At 72.0% G+C, this 18,631-nt stretch carries 17 protein-coding genes; 5 read left to right on the forward strand and 12 right to left on the reverse strand.

Annotated elements, in window-relative coordinates; all coding sequences use genetic code 11:
- Nucleotides 1–70: 70 nt before the first annotated feature.
- The 4 genes from ACFWAR_RS36810 to ACFWAR_RS36825 form a co-directional block, all read right to left on the reverse strand.
- Nucleotides 71–586, reverse strand: coding sequence for a transposase (locus tag ACFWAR_RS36810; protein ID WP_385787276.1), 516 nt, complete (start codon nt 584–586; stop codon nt 71–73).
- Nucleotides 587–591: 5 nt separating this feature from the next.
- Nucleotides 592–1,128, reverse strand: a complete 537-nt coding sequence (locus ACFWAR_RS36815; RefSeq protein ID WP_385787278.1) for a helix-turn-helix domain-containing protein — start codon at nt 1,126–1,128, stop codon at nt 592–594.
- 74 nt (nt 1,129–1,202) lie between these two features.
- Nucleotides 1,203–1,697: a DUF6461 domain-containing protein gene (locus ACFWAR_RS36820; RefSeq protein WP_385787281.1), complete on the reverse strand. Its 495-nt coding sequence runs from the start codon at nt 1,695–1,697 to the stop codon at nt 1,203–1,205.
- Nucleotides 1,698–1,876: 179 nt separating this feature from the next.
- Nucleotides 1,877–2,389: a dual specificity protein phosphatase family protein gene (locus ACFWAR_RS36825; RefSeq protein ID WP_385787284.1), complete on the reverse strand. Its 513-nt coding sequence runs from the start codon at nt 2,387–2,389 to the stop codon at nt 1,877–1,879.
- 171 nt (nt 2,390–2,560) lie between these two features.
- On the opposite strand from ACFWAR_RS36825, the gene ACFWAR_RS36830 reads away from it, so the two are divergent.
- Nucleotides 2,561–3,823, forward strand: a complete 1,263-nt coding sequence (locus tag ACFWAR_RS36830) for a transposase (RefSeq protein ID WP_385787317.1) — start codon at nt 2,561–2,563, stop codon at nt 3,821–3,823.
- 9 nt (nt 3,824–3,832) lie between these two features.
- On the opposite strand, the gene ACFWAR_RS36835 is transcribed toward ACFWAR_RS36830, so the two are convergent.
- On the reverse strand, nt 3,833–4,402 hold the full coding sequence (locus ACFWAR_RS36835; protein ID WP_385787287.1) for a dienelactone hydrolase family protein: 570 nt from the start codon (nt 4,400–4,402) through the stop codon (nt 3,833–3,835).
- Between the two features lie 68 nt (nt 4,403–4,470).
- Here ACFWAR_RS36835 and ACFWAR_RS36840 point away from each other — a divergent pair, with 68 nt between their 5' ends.
- Nucleotides 4,471–5,553, forward strand: coding sequence for a mechanosensitive ion channel family protein (locus tag ACFWAR_RS36840; protein WP_385787290.1), 1,083 nt, complete (start codon nt 4,471–4,473; stop codon nt 5,551–5,553).
- Between the two features lie 15 nt (nt 5,554–5,568).
- Here the strand turns inward: ACFWAR_RS36840 and ACFWAR_RS36845 are convergent, their stop codons facing one another.
- Together ACFWAR_RS36845 and ACFWAR_RS36850 are read right to left on the reverse strand one after the other, a co-directional pair.
- Nucleotides 5,569–7,005 (reverse strand): sensor histidine kinase, encoded by a 1,437-nt coding sequence (locus tag ACFWAR_RS36845; protein ID WP_385787293.1) that lies wholly within the window; start codon nt 7,003–7,005, stop codon nt 5,569–5,571.
- Nucleotides 7,002–7,706, reverse strand: coding sequence for a response regulator transcription factor (locus ACFWAR_RS36850; protein ID WP_385787295.1), 705 nt, complete (start codon nt 7,704–7,706; stop codon nt 7,002–7,004). The genes ACFWAR_RS36845 and ACFWAR_RS36850 overlap by 4 nt, the downstream gene beginning before the upstream one ends.
- Before the next feature lie 73 nt (nt 7,707–7,779).
- On the opposite strand from ACFWAR_RS36850, the gene ACFWAR_RS36855 reads away from it, so the two are divergent.
- Both ACFWAR_RS36855 and ACFWAR_RS36860 read left to right on the forward strand, forming a co-directional pair.
- Nucleotides 7,780–8,970 carry a glycosyltransferase gene (locus ACFWAR_RS36855; protein ID WP_385787298.1) on the forward strand — a complete coding sequence of 397 codons (1,191 nt, stop codon included), beginning with the start codon at nt 7,780–7,782 and terminating at the stop codon, nt 8,968–8,970.
- Nucleotides 8,967–9,974 (forward strand): SDR family NAD(P)-dependent oxidoreductase, encoded by a 1,008-nt coding sequence (locus tag ACFWAR_RS36860; RefSeq protein WP_385787301.1) that lies wholly within the window; start codon nt 8,967–8,969, stop codon nt 9,972–9,974. The genes ACFWAR_RS36855 and ACFWAR_RS36860 overlap by 4 nt, the downstream gene beginning before the upstream one ends.
- Before the next feature lie 28 nt (nt 9,975–10,002).
- On the opposite strand, the gene ACFWAR_RS36865 is transcribed toward ACFWAR_RS36860, so the two are convergent.
- The 5 genes from ACFWAR_RS36865 to ACFWAR_RS36885 form a co-directional block, all read right to left on the reverse strand.
- Nucleotides 10,003–11,595: a Na+/H+ antiporter gene (locus ACFWAR_RS36865; protein WP_385787304.1), complete on the reverse strand. Its 1,593-nt coding sequence runs from the start codon at nt 11,593–11,595 to the stop codon at nt 10,003–10,005.
- Between the two features lie 187 nt (nt 11,596–11,782).
- Nucleotides 11,783–12,241, reverse strand: a complete 459-nt coding sequence (locus ACFWAR_RS36870; RefSeq protein WP_385787307.1) for a GNAT family N-acetyltransferase — start codon at nt 12,239–12,241, stop codon at nt 11,783–11,785.
- 11 nt (nt 12,242–12,252) lie between these two features.
- Entirely contained in the window at nt 12,253–13,194 is a 942-nt protein-coding gene (locus ACFWAR_RS36875) for an RluA family pseudouridine synthase (RefSeq protein WP_385787309.1), read from the reverse strand.
- A 62-nt stretch (nt 13,195–13,256) separates the two neighbouring features.
- The gene (lspA, locus tag ACFWAR_RS36880; RefSeq protein ID WP_354383914.1) at nt 13,257–13,820 is read right to left on the reverse strand and encodes a signal peptidase II; all 564 of its coding nucleotides are present in this window, start codon (nt 13,818–13,820) and stop codon (nt 13,257–13,259) included.
- A gap of 131 nt (nt 13,821–13,951) precedes the next feature.
- A complete protein-coding gene (locus ACFWAR_RS36885) occupies nt 13,952–14,695 on the reverse strand; it encodes a TraR/DksA family transcriptional regulator (RefSeq protein ID WP_385787312.1) in 744 nt (247 codons plus the stop codon).
- A gap of 539 nt (nt 14,696–15,234) precedes the next feature.
- Here ACFWAR_RS36885 and ileS point away from each other — a divergent pair.
- Nucleotides 15,235–18,381: an isoleucine--tRNA ligase gene (gene ileS / locus ACFWAR_RS36890; protein WP_385787314.1), complete on the forward strand. Its 3,147-nt coding sequence runs from the start codon at nt 15,235–15,237 to the stop codon at nt 18,379–18,381.
- Nucleotides 18,382–18,631 lie beyond the last annotated feature (250 nt).

The raw sequence follows: 18,631 nt of genomic DNA on the forward strand, positions 1-18,631 counted from the left end.
GCACGGCCCGGCAACCGCCGGGCCGTGCCCCCCTGCGCGAGCGGCGCTCCGGGCAGCCCGGAGAGACGGACTAAGCGGCTTTGATGAAGTTCGTTGCTGATCCTTTGATGCGTGCGCGTTGACGGTTCAGGGCTTGGTCGACTGCGGTGCCGACCTCTTCGGCGGTGGTGTGGACGCGCTCGGGGCAGTCCTCGTACTTCGCCGAGCGCCATACCCGTTCGATGGCGGCCAGTTCCTCTCGGCGTCCCTTGAAGATCTGCGCCACGTGGGCGGAAGCGTTGTCCAGCACGACGGTGCACGGCCGCACGCGGGTGAAGCCCGCGGGCGGCTCCTCCAGCGCGGCGGCACCGCCGGGCAGGCCGGCCAGTTTCCTGCACACGAACTCCAGCAGCATGGCCGCGTCGATCTTCCTGCAGGTCCTCTCCCAAAGTAGGTCGGCATGCCGTCCCACAGCCAGGGCGCCGAGCACGTTCACGCGCTGGCCCTTCTTGTCCTCGCGCGCCACGACGGCCCGCTGCCCTGCCCGCGACCAGGTGTATCCCGTCGGCATGGTCGGAGCGAACCCGCTCTCGTCGAGGAAGTACAAGTCCCTCACGCCCGTATTCGCGCCCAGCCGTAAAGCCGTAAATCCTCCAGCTCGGCCCGGGCTGCCTGCTGGAGGACGGGGTCGGCCTTATGCCGCAGCGTGTCCCGGGTCCGTTTCCACCGGAACCCGTCCCGGTGCAGCAGCTCGGTCAGCCAAGCCGCCGAGACCCGCACCCCCCGCTCGGCGGCCAGCCAGTCGCGCAACGCGGCGGCAGTCCAGGTCCGGCCCTGCCGGGCGGATTCGTCCAGCAGGGCGGCGAGAGCCTTACGGTCCTCGCGGGTGACTACGGCGGGGCGGCCCGGGCGCGGGGCATCCGCCAGCGCGTCGAACCCGCCCGTCGCGAAGCGGTGGACCGCGCCGCGCACGGTGACGTCCTTACATTCGAGCAGGTCAGCGACCTCGGGCACGGTCAGACCCCGCCCCATCAGCCGTATGCACTCCAGACGCAGCCGGGTACCCGACGCGAGATCAAGTGCCCGCAGCCGCTTGCGCGCCTCGCGTTCCTGATCAGAAGTCAACTCCACACGTAGGATCTTCGGCATGAGGCGGCCCCTCCCTGCCCTGTCTCATACCCGAACGGCAGCCGCACAGCACCGAGACTGTTCAGTGCCCTCGATCAAGGCGTCTCAAGCTCGGGCAAGGAGAAGAACCCGGCGATCGCTTTCACCGTTCGTTCCTCGTTGTCATCCCTGTAGAGATCCGCCTTCGGCCCGATCAGGTTCGCCGCCATGAGGACGGGCAGCAGCAGGTCAGGCTCCTCGCCCCCTCGGCTGTCTAGATTCTCGAAGCTGAAGTCGGTGAGCAGGTTCCCGTCGCGGTAGTACTCGAACCAGGGACGGTGGGCCTTCACCAAGCATGGCTCGGTCACGAAGACGACGAGTTCGCCGCCGTCCGGGCACAGCTGCCGATAGTCGGCAAGGTCGTAGTCGCCGCTGTCCCAGCTGAGCATGTCGTGCATCATCAGCCCCCAGTCGGTTCCCTTGCCGTATGCGAGTGGCATCCGCCGCTGGTCAAGGAGTCCTCGTGTGAGCGCGTCCAGAGACAACCCTCGGAAGAAGACGACATTGGTCTCCTCGTGGTGCGGGAGCGCGCCGTGTATCCAATCCGTCATACCGGGCACCGTAGAGGAACCCACTGACACAGCTGCGTGGCCGTCCGCCATCGCCGGAACAACGGCCAGCCAGGCAATGCCAGGCACAGGACAGGCCCACCGGTCGTCGGCCTGGACGGCCAAAGGATCAGTACTCGACTTCACCGGAACCGCTTAGCTTGTTCTTTAACCTCGATCGGTCAGGTGAGCATGTCTAGGTCGGCGAGTAGGTAGGCGACGCCGAGGCCGGTGTTGAGGTACTCCTCGAAGAGCCTGTTGTTCAAGGCCGAGGGGGATCGTTTCTGTCGGACGATGTCGATGGCCGTCGGCGCTTCGTGGCCGAGGTCGATGAGCGTTTGCGCGATGACAAGGCCGGAGCGGTTGTAGCCGGCGTTGCAGCGAACCAGAACCGTGCGCCCGTCCTGGACGGCCTTGGCGGCGGTACGGGCGAGCTGCTGGACCGTGTGGATCTGTGCGGCGACGAGCGGACCGTCAGGGATCTCGGCAACCAGGTGGTCGATGCCCGGGTCGGGTCCGTGACCGGGGCGGGTGTACAGGCTGATGACAAGGCCGAACTCCGCCCCGACAACCACTGGACGGCTTCCCCCCGAGGCATCGGTCCAGTGGTGACCGCCCATCCACAGCCCGGGTACGACCTCGTTCCAGGGGGAATGTGGCTCTGGCACACCACGGTCTTTCTGACGTGTCTTCACTTATGTCCCTTTCTGCCGAGACAACGCGGCCAGCTCCCTCGACCACCACACGGCTCGAACGCCCGTCGAACTTGGTCCCCCAGCTGGAGATCCTCCGGACACGCGAGTGGCCTTCGCCCGATTCTGTGCTCCGACCAAGGATTGCACCGAGCCATGACGAAGGCCGTAGGGATGAGCGTGCCGCAACGTGATGCCCAACGAGAAGCGTTCGCGGAAGCGTCACGCTTCCGGAGCGACCTCTACACGTGTCTGACCGCGCACCGTGACGAACTGTTCGAGCTGACCGACGCGATGCTGTGCGCGGACGGGCCGGTGAGGACGCCGGTGGACTTGACGCTGCTGGCCGAGCACCGCCGCGGCCACGGCGCCCTGTATGCGGCCTTGAACCACGGCCGCATCGACGTTGCCCGGCTGCGGCGGACTCTCGCCGCGTTGCCGCAGCCGAAGGCGGCCGACGACCGGCTCGTCCTGGCCGTGGATATGAGCAACTGGCTGCGGCCGGACGCCGAGTGCAGCGCGGACCGCCTGTTCTGCCACACCTTCGGCCGGGGCCGGGACCAGCACCTGATGATCCCGGGCTGGCCGTACTCCTTTGTCGCCGCGCTGGAGGGCGGCCGTACATCCTGGTGCCAGCTGCTGGACGCGGTACGGCTCGGCCCGGAAGACGACGTCGCTGAAGTCACCGCGCTCCAGGTCCGCCGTGTCGTCGAGGACCTGATCGCCGGTGGACATTGGTGCGACGGCGATCGGGACATCCTGATCGTCTTCGACGCCGGCTATGACGCCCCGCGCATGGCCTACCTGCTCGACGGGCTGCCCGTCGAGGTCCTGGGACGGATGCGCTCGGACCGCGTCATGCGCCGGCCGATGCCCTCGCTCAAGGAGTACGCCGAGGCCTATCCCCGGGGCGGTCGGTATTCGAAGCACGGCAAGGAATTCCGCTTCGCCAAGCCTGAGACCTGGGGCGAGCCGGACGCGGCGACCGTCCAGCTCACCGATCGCTACGGCACAGCCCGGGCGATGGCCTGGGACTGTCTCCACCCTCGGCTCACCACCCGCTCCGCATGGATTGACCATGACGGCGAGCTCCCCATCATCGAAGGGACGCCGATCCGCTTGGAGGGCGACCGCCTGCCCGGCGGCGGAGATCCGCTGCCGCTGTGGCTGTGGTCCTCCGCCACCGGCATGACCGGCGCCGACGTCGATCTGCGCTGGCAGGCGTTTCTGCGGCGCTTCGACCTGGAGCACACGTTCCGCATGATCAAGAACATCCGCCCAGCATTGCCGTGCCCGGCACGTGCGCCGAAACCACCGCGCCCGGGCCCCGGCAGGCCCCTCGGCTCGAAGAACCAGCAGCTGGCCACCCGCTACGACGTCGGCAAAACCGTCCGACGCCCCGAGAGCATCATCGAACGGGACCGGATCAGACCATAAAGAACAAGCTTAGAGGCTGTCGAGGAAGCCGAGGGCGGCCTTCCAGGTCTGCTCGGCGGCCTCCGCGTCGTAGTCCGGCAGGTCCGGGTCCGTGAAGAGGTGGCCCGCGCCCGGGTACCGGTGGACCTCGACGTCCGCGCCGGCGCGCTGCATCCGCAGGTACCAGGCGGTCAGCCAGTCGTGCGGCTCGAAGGGGTCGGGGTCCGCGATGTGCAGCTGCACCGGCAGCTCGTCGACCGCCGCGTCGTCCGCGATGTCCGAGGTGCCGTGCAGGAGGAGCAGGCCGCGCGCCTTGTCGTCGGCGAAGGCGAGGTGCTGGGCGATCGAGCCGCCGAAGGAGAAACCGGCGTAGACCAGACCGGCGTCGGAGAAGGGGGCCGCCGCCAGGACCGCGCGCTTCAGCAGCTCGTCGCGGCCGATCTCCTCCTGGTGGGCCATGCCCTCCTCGACCGTCTCGAACGTACGCCCCTCGAAGAGGTCGGGGACCTGCACGTCGTGCCCGGCGGCGCGCAGCCGCTCGGCGGCGGCGCGCACCGCGGGCCGCAGTCCGTACGTCGAGTGGAAAAGCATGATGTTCATGGGTCAATCGTGCCAGCTCCGCGGGCTCCCGCCCACGACGGGCGCGGCGGCTGGGCTACGGTCTGGGCATGGAGACCGTACTGCGCCCGCTGATCGTCGTCGGCGGCTCGGTCGTGCTCACCCTGCTCGCCGGGTGGCTGCTCGACCTCCTGCTGCGCCGGGCCGACGCCCGGCACCGCGAGACCCCGCTGTGGGGGCTGCTGCGGCGCTGCCGTCCGCCGTTCCTCCTGCTGCTGTGCGCGGCCCTGCTGCGGGCCGCGTTCCCGCAGGCCGGGGTGCGGACGGTCTACTGGCCGGCCATCGGGCGCGCCCTGGACCTGGTGCTGATCGGGGCGGCGGCCTGGCTGCTGATCCGGATCGCCACCGCGGCCGTGGAGACCGTGTACGCGCGCTACGCCGCCGGGGCCACCGACGAGGCCCGGGTCCGCCGGGTCCGTACGCAGGTCACGCTCATCCAGCGGGCCGTGGCGGCCGTGGTCGTGGTGCTGGCCCTGGCCGCGATGCTGCTGACCTTCCCGAAGATGCAGGCGGTCGGCGCCTCGATGCTGGCCTCGGCCGGGGTCGTCGGCATCGTGGCGGGCATCGCCGCGCAGTCCACGCTCGGGAACCTCTTCGCCGGGCTCCAGATCGCCTTCGGGGACACGGTCCGGATCGGGGACACCGTCGTCGTGGACAAGGAGTGGGGGAAGGTCGAGGAGATCACCCTGACCTTCCTGGTCGTACGGACCTGGGACGAGCGGCGGATCACGATGCCGGTGTCGTACTTCACCGGGAAGCCGTACGAGAACTGGTCGCGCGGCGGTGCGGAGATGACCGGGACCGTCTTCCTGCACCTGGACCACCGGGCTCCGGTCGCCCTGATGCGGGAGAAGCTCCAGGACGTCCTCAAGGAACACCCCGAGTGGGACGGCCGCTCCAGCGGTCTGGTGGTCACCGACACCACCCCGCACACCATCCAGGTCCGGGCCGTGGTCACGGCGAAGAACGCGGACGACATCTGGACCCTGCGCTGCGCGGTCCGGGAAGAACTGATCGCCTGGCTGGCCGCGGAACACCCCTACGCCCTCCCCCGCATCGCCACCTCACCGGCCACCGAAGCCCCCACCCCCGCCGGAACCGGCAGCGGGCCCGGCAGCGGGACCGAAGGCTAGCCGGAAGAGCGGCCCTCACCCCCCGACCCGCCCCCCGAAAGTCAGCCGGAAGAGCGCCCCGCCCCCCGGGGCCCGTTCCGCCGTGAGTTCCGCGCCGTGCGCCCGGGCGATCTGGCGGGCCATGGCCAGGCCGAGGCCCGAGCCGGGGAGGGCGCGGGAGGCGTTGGCGCGGTAGAAGCGGTCGAAGACGTAGGGGAGGTCCTCGTCGGCGATGCCCGGGCCGTGGTCGCGCACGGTCAGCTCCGGACGCCCGCCGGGAGCGGTCAGTTCGACCTCCACAGCCAGCCCCGCCGGGCTGAACTTGGCCGCGTTGTCGAGCAGGTTGGCCAGCAGCCTGCTGAGCCGGGCCGGAACGCCGGGCACCGTGCCCCCCGCCTCCTCCCCGGCCGTGCGCAGGCCGTCGGCCACCCGCAGGGCGAACGGCACGGCGGGCCAGTGCGTACGGGCCGCCGCCACCCCGTGTTCCAGCAGCGCGGCGAGCCGCACCTGTTCCACCAGCGGCTGCGGCTCCTCGTCCCGGGCCAGTTCGATCAGGTCGTTGACCAGCCCGGTCACCTCCCGCAGCTGGCGCCCGAGCGCCCCGCTCGCCCGGGCCCGCTGCTCGGGGGTGAGCCGCTCGGCGCGGGCCAGTAGTTCGGCGTTGGTCCGCAGCGCGGTGAGCGGGGTGCGCAGCTCGTGCGAGGCGTCGGCGACCAGCCTGCGCTGGGCGCTGATGGACTCCTCCAGCTCGCCCAGCATGGTGTTGAAGCTGTGCGCGAGCCGGGTGATCTCGTCCTCCCGCCCGGGCGGCGGCAGTTCGATCCGGTGGCGCGCGTCCCGGGTCGCCGCGATCCGCTCCGCGGTCGCGGTCAGCCGACTGACCGGCGCCAGTCCGGTGCGCGAGACCCAGTATCCGAGCCCGGCGGCGAGCAGCACCCCGGCGGCGGCCGTCAGGAGCAGCCGGTGGGAGGCCTCCGTGATGGCCCGCTCCACGGTGTCGGCGCGCAGGGCCACTTGGAGCGCCTTCCCGTCCGAGAACCTGGTGGTCAGCATGCGCATGGGGTACCCGGCGAAGTAGATGTCCGTGTAGTACCCGGCCCGCGCGCCCGCGGCGACCTCGCGGGTGGTGGGGTCGACCGGCAGCAGGTACTTCTTCGCCGGGTCCCGGCCCGGATCCTTCGGCACGATCTGCGCGCAGGCGGGCGCCGCGAGGAACGCGCACTCCCCCGCGACGACCCCCGGCCCCTCCCGCTGCGCGCTCTTCTGGACGAGCGTGGCCGACTGGGTCAGCGTCAGGTCGAGCTGGCGGTAGAGCGCCTCGCGCACGACGACGAAGGCGATCCCGCAGACCCCGAGCGCGACGAACGCCACGGCGGCGGTGACCGCGAGCGCGAGGCGGGTGCGCAGCGGGCGGCGCCGCCGCCAGGGCGCGCCGCGCCCGCGCCTGCCGTGCCCGGGCCCCTGCCCGCTCACGCGGTGTCCAACCGGTAGCCGAGCCCGTGCACGGTGTGGACCAGCCGGGTCTCGCCCGCCGCTTCCAGCTTCCGGCGCAGGTATCCGACGTACACGGCCAGGGAGTTGGAGTCGGGGCCGAAGTCGCGCCCCCACACCAGCTCCAGGATCAGCTCGCGCGGCAGCACCTGCCCGGGGTGGCGCAGCAGCAGTTCGAGCAGGGCGGCCTCGGTCCGGCTGAACTCCAGGTTCCGCCCGCCCCGGCGCCCGGTCCGGGTCGCCGGGTCGAGGGTGAGGTCGGCGAAGCCGAGCTCGGCCGGTCCACCGCCCGGCTCCGGCGCGGCCCGCCGCAGCAGCGCCCGGACCCGGGCCACCAGCTCGTCCAGGGCGAAGGGCTTGACCAGGTAGTCGTCCGCTCCCGCCTCCAGCCCGTCGACCCGCTCGCTGACCGAGCCGAGCGCGGTGAGCACGAGCACGGGCGTGCGGTCGCCCAGGGCCCGCAGCTGACGGCACACCCCGAGCCCGTCGAGCACCGGCATCATCACGTCCAGCACGAGCGCGTCGGGCTGCCAGCTCCCGACCTCGGTCAGCGCGGCCAGCCCGTCGGCGGCCCCGCGCACCTCGTACCCCTCGACCGCGAGCCCGTCCTCGACGGCGGCCCGCACCTCCGGCTCGTCGTCCACCACCAGGATCCGCTGCACACCACTCGTCCGACTGCTCATGGAACAAAGAGTGCCAAAGGGTCCTGGGAGTTCCTCTTAGAACGTTCTTAGGCCGCACCGGGAGTGTGCGGCCATGACCACACCACTCTCCGTCGTGATCGGTGCGGGCGGCACCGGCGGCCACATCTATCCGGGGCTCGCGCTCGCCGAGGCGCTGCGCGCCGCCGTCCCCGGGGCGGTCATCTCGTTCATCGGGACCGAGCGCGGTCTGGAGACCGAGCTGATCCCCGGCGCGGGCTACCGGCTGCACACCGTCGACATGATCCCCTTCGACCCCTCGCTCGGCGCGAAGCGCTACCTGCTGCCCGCGGCCCTGCTGCGCTCGGCGGGCCAGGCCCGTACGGTCATCCGCGCCCAGGGCGCGCAGGTGGTCGTCGGGATGGGCGGCTACCCGAGCGCGCCCGCCGTGCTGGGGGCCCGGATGGCCGGGCTGCCCGCCGTGATCCACGAGTCCAATGCGGTGCCGGGCCGGGCCAACCAGTTCGCGGCCCGCCTCACCCCGCACATCGCGGTCGCCTTCGACCGCAGCCGGGCCCACCTGTCGGGCGGCGCGGGGGCGCTGACCACCGGAATGCCGATCTCCGCGGCGCTGGCGGCCCTGGCGCGGCTGGACCGCCCGGCGCGCGACGCGCTGCGCCACGAGGCGCGGCGGGCCCTGCGGGTGCCCGCCGGGCGCCGGCTCGTGGTCTTCAACGGGGGCAGCCTGGGCGCCGTACGCCTGACCGGGGCCGCGACGGCGCTGGCCGGGCTCTGGCAGGACCGCGACGACGTGCAGCTGCTGGTCAAGACCGGGCCGCAGGCGCTGCCCGGGACGCTCGCGGAGCTGGCGGCGACCGGCGGGCAGCGGATCGCGCGGGCCGTCGCGTACCTGGACCGGATGGACCTGGTGTACGCGGCCGCGGACCTGGTGGTGTGCCGGGCCGGTTCGGCGACCGTCGCGGAACTCGCCGCGACCGGGGTCCCGGCCGTGCTCGTGCCCTACCCGCACGCTCCCGGCGACCACCAGACGCACAACGCGCGGGTGCTCTCGGACGCGGGCGCGGGCCTGCTGCTGGCCGACGCCGACACCACGGGCGACCGGCTGGCCTCGCTGATCGGGCCGCTGCTCGGCGACCCGGCCCGGCTGGGCGCCATGGCCGGGGCCGCCGCGCCCGGTCCGCACGCCCGGGCCGCCGAACTCCTGGCGGCCGAGGTCCTGCGGGTCGCCGGCCGCCCCCTGCCCTCCGCCTCCCCTTCCTCCCCCTCCCACCTGGAGCACGCATGACGACCAAGGACACGAACTGGACCGGCCGGACCGTACTGGTCACCGGAGCGGAGGGCTTCATCGGCTCCACGCTGGTGGACCTGCTGGTGGCGCGGGGCGCCCGGGTGCGGGCCTTCGTCCACTACAAGCCGTACGCCGACAAGGGCCACCTGGCGCGCTACCTCGCCGATCCGGACGGGCCGGTGGAGATGTGGGCGGGCGACGTCCGCGACGCGGGACGGGTCAGCGACGCGGTGGCCGGGTGCGACACCGTCTTCCACCTGGCCGCCCTGATCGGGATCCCGTACAGCTACGTCTCGCCGGGCGCCTACGTCCAGACGAACGTGACCGGCACCGAGAACGTCGCCGAGGCCTGCCGCCGGCACGAGGTGCGCCGCCTGGTGCACACCTCGACCAGCGAGGTGTACGGGACCGCGCTGACCGCGCCGATCTCCGAGAGCCACCCGCTCCAGCCGCAGTCGCCGTACTCCGCGTCGAAGATCGGCGCCGACATGATGGCGCTCTCCTTCCACCACGCCTTCGAACTGCCCGTGACGGTGGTGCGCCCCTTCAACACCTACGGCGCACGGCAGTCGGCGCGGGCCGTGATCCCGGCGATCCTGGCGCAGCTGCACTCCGGGGCCCGGGAAGTCCGCCTCGGCTCGCTGACGCCGACGCGGGACTTCACGTACGTGACGGACACGGCCGAGGGGTTCCTCGCGGTCGCGGAGTGCGACCGGGCGCTGGGCGAGGTGGTCAACCTCGGCTCCGGGCAGGAGATCTCCATCGGGGAGCTGGCCGCGGCGCTGATCACGGCCTCGGGGCGGGACGCGGAGGTCGTGGTCGACCCCGCGCGCCTGCGCCCGTCGGGCAGCGAGGTCCAGCGGCTGCTGTCGGACAACTCCCGGGCCCGGGAGTGGGCGCTGTGGCAGCCGCGGGTCTCCCTCGCGCAGGGCCTGGCCCTGACCTCGGACTGGATCGCGGACCACCTGGACCTCTTCGCCCCGGACCGCTACCAGGTGTAGCGGCCGCGCGGGCGGCGGGGCCCGCGGCTCACGGGTTGCGCAGGCTGCGGACGTCCAGGTGGCGCAGGACCCGGTCGACGATCTCCGGATCGGCGCCGGGTTCGCTGCGCGCCGCCAGGACCTCGTGGCGGGCGGCGGACATCATCTCCCGCTGGATGCGCTGGACGTCCCGGATCCGCTCCACCCGCTTCGCGTACGCCTCGCGCCGTTCCTCGTCGACCATGTCGGGGCTGATCCTGGCGCCGACGTCGTAGGCCCGCCGGTGCAGCTGGTCGAGCAGCTCCTCCGGCAGCTCCTCCATCTGCTCGATCTCCTTGAGCCGCCGCTTGGCGGCCTTCGCGGCGCGGATGGCGAGGGCGCGCTCGTAGTCCCGCTCCGCGTCCACGTCCGCCTCCACCCCCAGGCGGCGCACCAGCCAGGGCAGGGTCAGCCCCTGGAGCACCAGCGTCACCATGATCACGGCGAAGGCGATGAAGACGATCTCGTCGCGGGCCGGGAAGGGGCTGCCGTCATCGGTCTTGTACGGGATCGCCAGGGCCAGCGCCACCGAGGCCACCCCGCGCATCCCGGCCCACCACATGACCACGCTCTCCCGCCAGGTCAGCGGGATCTCCTCGTCGACGTCGCGCCGGTCGTGCAGCTTCTGCGCCAGCCAGGACGCGGGCATCAGCCACAGCAGCCGGACCCCGACCACCACCGCGATGACGGCCGCCGCCCAGCCCACCATCGCCCACTCGCGGCCCGACGCCGTACCGAAGACGTTGTGCAGCTCCAGGCCGATCAGGCCGAAGGCCACGCCGGTGACCAGCATGTCGACGACTTCCCAGAAGGTGTGCCCGGCGAGCCGGCCGAGGACGTCGTCGGCGTCCGTGGCGTACTCGGCCAGGAACAGCGCGGTGGTCAGGACGGCCAGCACGCCCGAGCCCTGGAGCTCCTCGGCGACCACGTAGGCGACGAACGGCACCAGCAGGGTCAGGCCGATCTGCAGCGTGGCGTCGCCGAGCCGTCCCATGAGCCGGTTTGCGGCCCAGCCGAGCGCCAGCCCGACGGCGACGGCGACGACCGCGGACAGCGCGAACTCGCCGAGCGCGGCCGGCCAGGAGAAGCTGCCGCCGACGGCCGCGCCGATGGCCACGTGGTAGAGCACGATGGCGGTCACGTCGTTGAAGAGCCCCTCGCCCTCCAGGATCGACACCATCCGGCGGGGCAGCCCCAGCGCGCCGGCGACGGCGGTGGCCGCGACCGGGTCGGGCGGGGCCACGAGCGCGCCGAGCGCGACGGCGGCGGCGATCGGCAGCCCGGGCACGACGGCGTGCGCGACGGCGGCCACGGCGGCGGTGGTCACGAAGACGAGCGCCACCGCGAGCAGGAAGATGGGCCGGATGTTGGCCGCGAACTGCCGCCAGGAGGTCCGCTGCACCGAGGCGTAGAGCAGCGGGGGCAGCACGAGCGGCAGGATGAACTCGGGTGGGATGTCGACGTTCGGCACGACCGGCACGAGCGCCAGCACCACCCCGCCGATGGTCATCAGCACCGGCGCGGGCAGCCCGAGCCGATCACCGAGCGGCACGGAGACGACGGCTCCGAGCAGGAGTACGAAGAGAAGGGCGAGCTGATCCACGCCCACACCCTGCCGCATCCACCGCCCCCCGCCCCTTAGGCGTGCGGACCCACCCCTGTGCTCCCGGTTACACCCGCGACCAAGCCGACCGCCCCGACCGGCGCAAACCCAGCCCGCCCGGCGTTTGAGGGCCCGCCGGAGGCAAAACCAGCCCGCCCGGCGATTGAGGGCCGAGGGGGCGCGGCCGCTAGCGCAGTGGGCGCCGCATGGAACGGTGCGGCATCCCCGCGTCGTCGAACTCCGGCCCGTAGGCCACGTACCCGAGCCGCTCGTAGAACCCGAGCGCATGCGTCTGCGCCCCGAGATCCACCGCCGCGAGCCCCCTCCGCAGCGCCTCGGCCTCGATGCCCCGCACCAGCGCCGCGCCGACGCCCAGCCCGCGCGCGGCCTTCGTCACGGCCAGCCGACCGAGCGAGCCCACGTCCGGGGAGCCGGTCTTGGCGACCGCGGCCGCGCCGTACAGCAGCCGCCCGGTGCCCAGCGGACCCTGCGGCCCCACCGCCAGGACGTGCACCGCACCGGCGTCGTAGGCGTCGTACTCCAGCGACTCCGGCACCGACTGCTCGATCACGAAGACCTCGGTCCGCACCGCGAAGCAGGCCGCGCGATCGGCCTGCGACTCCGCGACCCGGACCTCGTACGCCACCCCGGCCACGCTCACTCGCTCTCGGCGCGGATCACGTCCAGCGCGTGCTGCAGGTCGGCCGGGTAGGTGCTCTCGAACTCGATCCACTGGCCGTCCGCCGGGTGCTCGAAGCCGAGCCGCACCGCGTGCAGCCACTGCCGGGTCAGCCCCAGCCGCTTGGCGATGGTCGGGTCGGCGCCGTAGGTGAGGTCGCCCACGCAGGGGTGCCGGTGCGCCGACATGTGCACGCGGATCTGGTGCGTACGGCCGGTCTCCAGCTTGATGTCCAGCAGCGAGGCCGCCCGGAACGCCTCGATGAGGTCGTAGTGGGTGACCGAGGGCTTGCCCTCCTGGGTCACGGCCCACTTCCAGTCCGAGGACGGGTGGCGGCCGATGGGGGCGTCGATGGTGCCGCTCATCGGGTCCGGGTGGCCCTGGACCAGCGCGTGGTAGCGCTTGTCCACGACGCGCTCGCGGAACTGCTGCTTGAGGGAGGTGTAGGCGCGCTCGGACTTGGCGACGGCCATCAGGCCGGACGTGCCGACGTCGAGGCGGTGCACCACGCCCTGGCGCTCGGAGGCGCCGGAGGTGGAGATCCGGTACCCGGCCGCGGCGAGGCCGCCGATGACGGTGGTGCCGGTCCAGCCGGGGCTGGGGTGGGCGGCGACGCCCACGGGCTTCATGACGACCACGATGTCGTCGTCGTCGTGGACGATCTCCATGCCCTCGACGGGCTCGGCCACCAGCTCGACCGGGCGCGGCGGGGCGGGCATCTCGACTTCGAGCCAGGCGCCGCCGTGCACCCGCTCCGACTTCCCGACGACGCTGCCGTCGACCGACACCTTCCCGGCCGAGGCGAGCTCGGCCGCCTTCGTCCGGGAGAACCCGAACATACGGGCGATGGCGGCGTCGATGCGCTCGCCTTCGAGGCCATCGGGCACGGGCAGGGTTCGGATCTCGGGTGTCGTACTCACCCGTCGAGTATGCCGGACGAGACCGCACACCCGTTCCGCGATCATGCGCGGGGCGGCACCGGTCAGTCCTTGTGGACGGTGCCGTCCGGGTCCAGGCCCTTGAAGGACAGCAGCACGATCAGGATCCCGCCGCACACGATCGCCGAGTCGGCGAGGTTGAAGACGGCGAAGTGCGCGGGCGCGATGAAGTCCACGACGGCGCCCCGGAAGACCCCCGGGGACCGGAAGATCCGGTCGGTGAGGTTGCCGAGCGCGCCGCCCAGCAGCAGGCCCAGCGCGATGGCCCAGGGCAGGCTGTACAGCTTGCGGGCCAGGCGCACGATCACGACGATCACACCGGCCGCGATGCAGGTGAAGATGATCGTGAAGGCCTCGCCGAAGCCGAAGGCCGCGCCGGGGTTGCGGATCGCGTCGAGCTTGAGCAGGTCGCCGACCAGCCGGATCGGCGCCTGGTGCTCCAGCTTCGCGACCACCAGCATCTTGCTGCCGAGGTCGAGGAGGTACGCGAACACCGCCACGATGAGCAGCGCCGCGATCCGGCGGTGCCCCTTGGGCTGCTCGGACTCCGGCTGGGGAGTGTCGTCCCCGACCTCGGGCGTACCGATGATGCGCTCCGCCTCTGTCACGTGAGTCCCTCGAACTAGCTCGACCAGGAAGCTGCCAGGCTCCCGGGGACCCTGAACAGAACAAGAGGGTACGTCAGGCACCCCTTTCCGCGCCGCCCCAGGCCGTCCCGATCACGTGGGCCGCCCTCGGGCTAATGGCGGCGCTCCTGCTTCTGCTTGCACTCGACGCACAGCGTGGCCCGCGGGAACGCCTGCATCCTGGCCTTGCCGATCGCCTTCCCGCAGTTCTCGCAGAGCCCGTAGGTGCCCGCTTCGAGGCGTTCCAGGGCCCGCTCGGTCTGCTCCAGCATGTCGTGCGCGTTGGCGGCGAGGGCCATCTCCGACTCGCGGGTGATGTTCTTGGTCCCCGTATCGGCCTGGTCGTCGCCCGCGCCGTCGCCGGAGTCCCGCATCAGGCCCGAGATGGCCTGCTCGGAGGCGGCCAGCTCGCCGCGCAGCCGCAGCACCTCCGAGGTCAGCTCCGTACGGGCCTCCGCGGCCTCCTGCGGGGTCCACGGTTCCTCGCCCGGCCGTACGGCGAGGCCGCCCGGCTCGGTCGCGGTGGCCGCGGCCCGCGTCTTGGGCAGGCCGCTCGTCGCGGCCGCGGCCGTCTTCCTGGCCGTGCCCGTGCTCTTCTTGGCAACCACTTTCCCGGCTCCCGTCTCTTCCGCGGCCGGTGCGGCCGAGGCCTTCTTCGCGGACGTCCTGGCGGTGCTGGTCCTGGCGGTGCTCTTCTTGGCGGTGCCGGTCCCGGTCGTGCCGGTTCCGGCCGTGCTCTTGGCGGCCGCGACCTTCTTGGCGGCCCTCTTCACCGGCTTCACCGGTTCCGCGGACGCCTCGTCGGACGCCTCGTTCACTGACGCCGTCTTCTTCGCGGCGGTCTTCTTCGCCACCATGGCCGCGGCCCCTTCACATACTGTGATATTGCACGCGAATCGTGGTGGGACGATAAATCGACTTCGGCTCCGCGGCAACGGGGCACGCGTCGGCCGAGGCCGACTGCATCCGTTGTGCCCAGCTCCGGGCCCGATAATCCGGTCCTACCGGCTCGCCGGAGCCCGGGCGCGCGCGTCAGCCCGTTCGGGTCAATTCCACGCCCCCCTCGCGCCCCCCGGAAACCGGGCTGCCGAGCGGTCCCTGGGCCCGTACACTGGGCCCAGCGAAAGGCATGGATGGGGACGAGTAGCGTCGGACGCAGCCAGGAGCGACCCGGGGACGGTGAGAGCCCGGGGGCGAGCGCGATGCGAAGGATCACCCCGGAGCCGCCGGAAGAAAGTCCGCAGGTGCCCCCGGGCACCGGCAGGGCGACTAGACCCGGCTCGCACCCCAATGAGGGGGTCCCCGGATCCGTCCGAGGGCCAAGGAGGGTGGTACCGCGGGAGCACGGCTCTCGTCCCTCCGACGGAGATCTCACGCCGCCGGAGGAAGACGCCGCATGACCACCCCGCCGCAATACCGTCAGGTGCCCGCCCAGGTCGACCTGCCCGCCCTGGAACACGCCGTCCTGGACTTCTGGCGCGAGAACGACACCTTCGCCAAGACCCTGGCGCAGTCCGAGGGCCGCCCCGAATGGGTCTTCTACGAGGGCCCGCCCACCGCCAACGGCATGCCCGGCGCGCACCACATCGAGGCCCGCGTCTTCAAGGACGTCTTCCCCCGCTTCCGCACGATGCGCGGCTACCACGTGGCCCGCAAGGCGGGCTGGGACTGCCACGGCCTGCCCGTCGAACTGGCCGTCGAGAAGGAACTGGGCTTCAACGGCAAGAAGGACATCGAGGCCTACGGCATCGCCGAGTTCAACGACAAGTGTCGTGACTCGGTGACCCGCCACACCGACGCCTTCGCCGAGCTCACGACCCGCATGGGCTACTGGGTCGACCTCGACGAGGCCTACGTGACCATGGACCCCGAGTACATCGAGTCCGTGTGGTGGTCGCTCAAGGAGATCTTCAACAAGGGCCTGCTGACCCAGGACCACCGGGTCGCCCCCTGGTGCCCCCGCTGCGGCACCGGCCTCTCCGACCACGAGCTGGCCCAGGGCTACGAGACGGTCGTCGACCCCTCCGTCTTCGTCCGCTTCCCGCTGACCAGCGGCCCGCTCGCCGGGCAGGCCGCCCTGCTGGTGTGGACGACCACCCCGTGGACCCTGGTGTCGAACACCGCCGTGGCCGCGCACCCCGAGGTCACCTACGTCGTCGCCTCCAACGGCGACGAGCGGCTCGTCGTCGCCGAACCGCTGCTGGAGAAGGCGCTGGGCGAGGACTGGGTCACCACCGGCGAGTCCTTCACCGGCAAGGAGATGGAACGCTGGACCTACCAGCGCCCCTTCGACCTCGTCGAGTTCCCCGAGCCCGCCCACTACGTCGTGAACGCCGAGTACGTCACGACCGAGGACGGCACCGGTCTGGTCCACCAGTCCCCCGCCTTCGGCGCCGACGACCTCGCGGTCTGCCGCTCGTACGGCCTGCCGGTCGTGAACCCGGTCCGTCCCGACGGCACCTTCGAGGAGGACGTCCCGCTGGTCGGCGGCGTCTTCTTCAAGAAGGCCGACGAGAAGCTGACCGCCGACCTCGACGCGCGCGGCCTGCTCTTCAAGCACATCGCCTACGAGCACAGCTACCCGCACTGCTGGCGCTGCCACACCGCGCTCCTCTACTACGCCCAGCCGTCCTGGTACGTCCGCACCACCGCCGTCAAGGACGCGATGCTGCGGGAGAACGAGAAGACGAACTGGTACCCGGACTCGGTCAAGCAGGGCCGCTTCGGCGACTGGCTGAACAACAACATCGACTGGGCGCTCTCGCGCAACCGCTACTGGGGCACCCCGCTGCCGATCTGGCGCTGCGAGGAGGACCACCTCACCTGCGTCGGCTCGCGCGCGGAGCTGAGCGAGCTGTCCGGGCAGGACCACTCGGAGCTGGACCCGCACCGCCCGTACATCGACGCCGTCACCTTCCCCTGCACGGCGGAGGGCTGCACCCTCACCGCCGTCCGCGTGCCCGAGGTCATCGACGCCTGGTACGACTCGGGTTCGATGCCGTTCGCGCAGTGGGGCTACCCGTACAAGAACAAGGAGATCTTCGAGAAGCGCTACCCGGCGCAGTTCATCTCGGAGGCGATCGACCAGACCCGCGGGTGGTTCTACACCCTGATGGCGGTCGGCACCCTGGTCTTCGACAAGTCCTCGTACGAGAACGTCGTCTGCCTGGGCCACATCCTGGCCGAGGACGGCCGCAAGATGTCCAAGCACCTGGGCAACATCCTCCAGCCCATCCCGCTCATGGACCAGCACGGCGCCGACGCCGTGCGCTGGTTCATGGCGGCGGGCGGCTCCCCGTGGGCGGCGCGCCGCGTCGGCCACGGCACGATCCAGGAGGTCGTGCGCAAGACCCTCCTGACGTACTGGAACACGGTGGCCTTCCAGGCCCTGTACGCCCGTACCTCGAACTGGGCGCCCAGCGCGGCGGATCCGGCCCCGGCCGACCGCACGGTGCTGGACCGCTGGCTGCTCTCCGAGCTGCACACGCTGACCCGCGAGGTCACCGAGGCGCTGGAGGCGTACGACACGCAGCGGGCGGGCAAGCTGCTCTCCTCCTTCGTGGACGACCTCTCCAACTGGTACGTGCGCCGCTCGCGCCGCCGGTTCTGGCAGGGCGACGCGGCCGCGCTGCGGACCCTGCACGACGTGATCGAGACGGTCACCCGGCTGATGGCCCCGCTGACCCCCTTCATCACGGAGCGGGTGTGGCAGGACATGGTCGTGCCGGTGACCCCGGACGCCCCGCAGTCGGTGCACCTCTCCAGCTGGCCGGAGTCGGACGCCGCGCAGGTCGACGCCACGCTCTCGCAGCAGATGCTGCTGGTGCGCCGGCTCGTCGAGCTGGGCCGGGCGACCCGCGCCGAGTCGGGTGTCAAGACCCGCCAGCCGCTGTCGCGCGCGCTGGTCGGCGTCGTCGGCTTCGACGCGCTCTCGACGGAGCTGCACTCCCAGATCACGGAGGAGCTGAACGTCTCCTCGCTGGCCTCCCTGTCGGAGGTCGGCGGGTCCCTGGTGGACACGACGGCGAAGGCGAACTTCCGGGCGCTGGGCAAGCGCTTCGGCAAGGGCGTGCAGGACGTCGCGAAGGCGGTGGCGGCGGCCGACGCGGCGGCGCTGTCGCTGGCGCTGCGGTCCGGTGCGGCCGAGGTGGAGGTGAACGGCGAGACGGTCTCCCTCACCCCGGAGGAGGTCATCATCACCGAGACCCCGCGCGAGGGCTGGTCGGTGGCGTCCGACTCGGGCGCGACGGTGGCCCTCGACCTGGAGATCACGCCGGAGCTGCGGCTGGCGGGCCTGGCCCGTGACGCGATCCGCCTGATCCAGGAGGCCCGGAAGAACTCCGGCCTCGACGTGGCCGACCGGATCGCCCTGCGGTGGTCCTCCACGGACCCGGAGGTCGTCACGGCCCTGACGGACCACGCGGGCCTCATCGCCGACGAGGTCCTCGCGACGGACTACGCCTCCGGCGAGGCGGACGCCACCTACGGCGCCCCCTTCGAGGACGCCCCCCTGTCCCTGACCTTCCACCTCCGCAAGGCCTGACCCCCACCCCCGTGGCCCGGCACCCCGAAGGGGGTCCCGGGCCACACCCGTACCCGGCCCCCGGCGGGCCCTCAAACGCCGGGCGGGCTGAAACGCCCCGCCACATCCAGCCCCGCCGGCGTTTGAGGCGCCGCCGGAGGCACCCGAGCTCCCGCCAGCCCTCAAGCGCCGGCCGGCTCACGCCTCCGGCGGGCCCTCAAACGCCGGGCGGGCTGGGTTGCCCACCCCCGGGCCCCGCCACATCCAGCCC

Origin of the sequence: Streptomyces sp. NPDC059917 (genome assembly GCF_042730635.1) — a bacterium.
Taxonomy (GTDB): Bacteria; Actinomycetota; Actinomycetes; order Streptomycetales; family Streptomycetaceae; genus Streptomyces.

What these genes read in the sequence shown, in the direction of transcription:
- ACFWAR_RS36850 (WP_385787295.1), bottom strand. Translation starts at nt 7,706, where the DNA reads ATGAGCAGTCGGACGAGTGGTGTGCAGCGGATCCTGGTGGTGGACGAC.
- ACFWAR_RS36860 (WP_385787301.1), top strand. Translation starts at nt 8,967, where the DNA reads ATGACGACCAAGGACACGAACTGGACCGGCCGGACCGTACTGGTCACC.
- ACFWAR_RS36815 (WP_385787278.1), bottom strand. Translation starts at nt 1,128, where the DNA reads ATGCCGAAGATCCTACGTGTGGAGTTGACTTCTGATCAGGAACGCGAG.
- ACFWAR_RS36855 (WP_385787298.1), top strand. Translation starts at nt 7,780, where the DNA reads ATGACCACACCACTCTCCGTCGTGATCGGTGCGGGCGGCACCGGCGGC.
- ACFWAR_RS36820 (WP_385787281.1), bottom strand. Translation starts at nt 1,697, where the DNA reads ATGACGGATTGGATACACGGCGCGCTCCCGCACCACGAGGAGACCAAT.
- ACFWAR_RS36830 (WP_385787317.1), top strand. Translation starts at nt 2,561, where the DNA reads ATGAGCGTGCCGCAACGTGATGCCCAACGAGAAGCGTTCGCGGAAGCG.
- ACFWAR_RS36885 (WP_385787312.1), bottom strand. Translation starts at nt 14,695, where the DNA reads ATGGTGGCGAAGAAGACCGCCGCGAAGAAGACGGCGTCAGTGAACGAG.
- ACFWAR_RS36835 (WP_385787287.1), bottom strand. Translation starts at nt 4,402, where the DNA reads ATGAACATCATGCTTTTCCACTCGACGTACGGACTGCGGCCCGCGGTG.
- ileS (WP_385787314.1), top strand. Translation starts at nt 15,235, where the DNA reads ATGACCACCCCGCCGCAATACCGTCAGGTGCCCGCCCAGGTCGACCTG.
- ACFWAR_RS36840 (WP_385787290.1), top strand. Translation starts at nt 4,471, where the DNA reads ATGGAGACCGTACTGCGCCCGCTGATCGTCGTCGGCGGCTCGGTCGTG.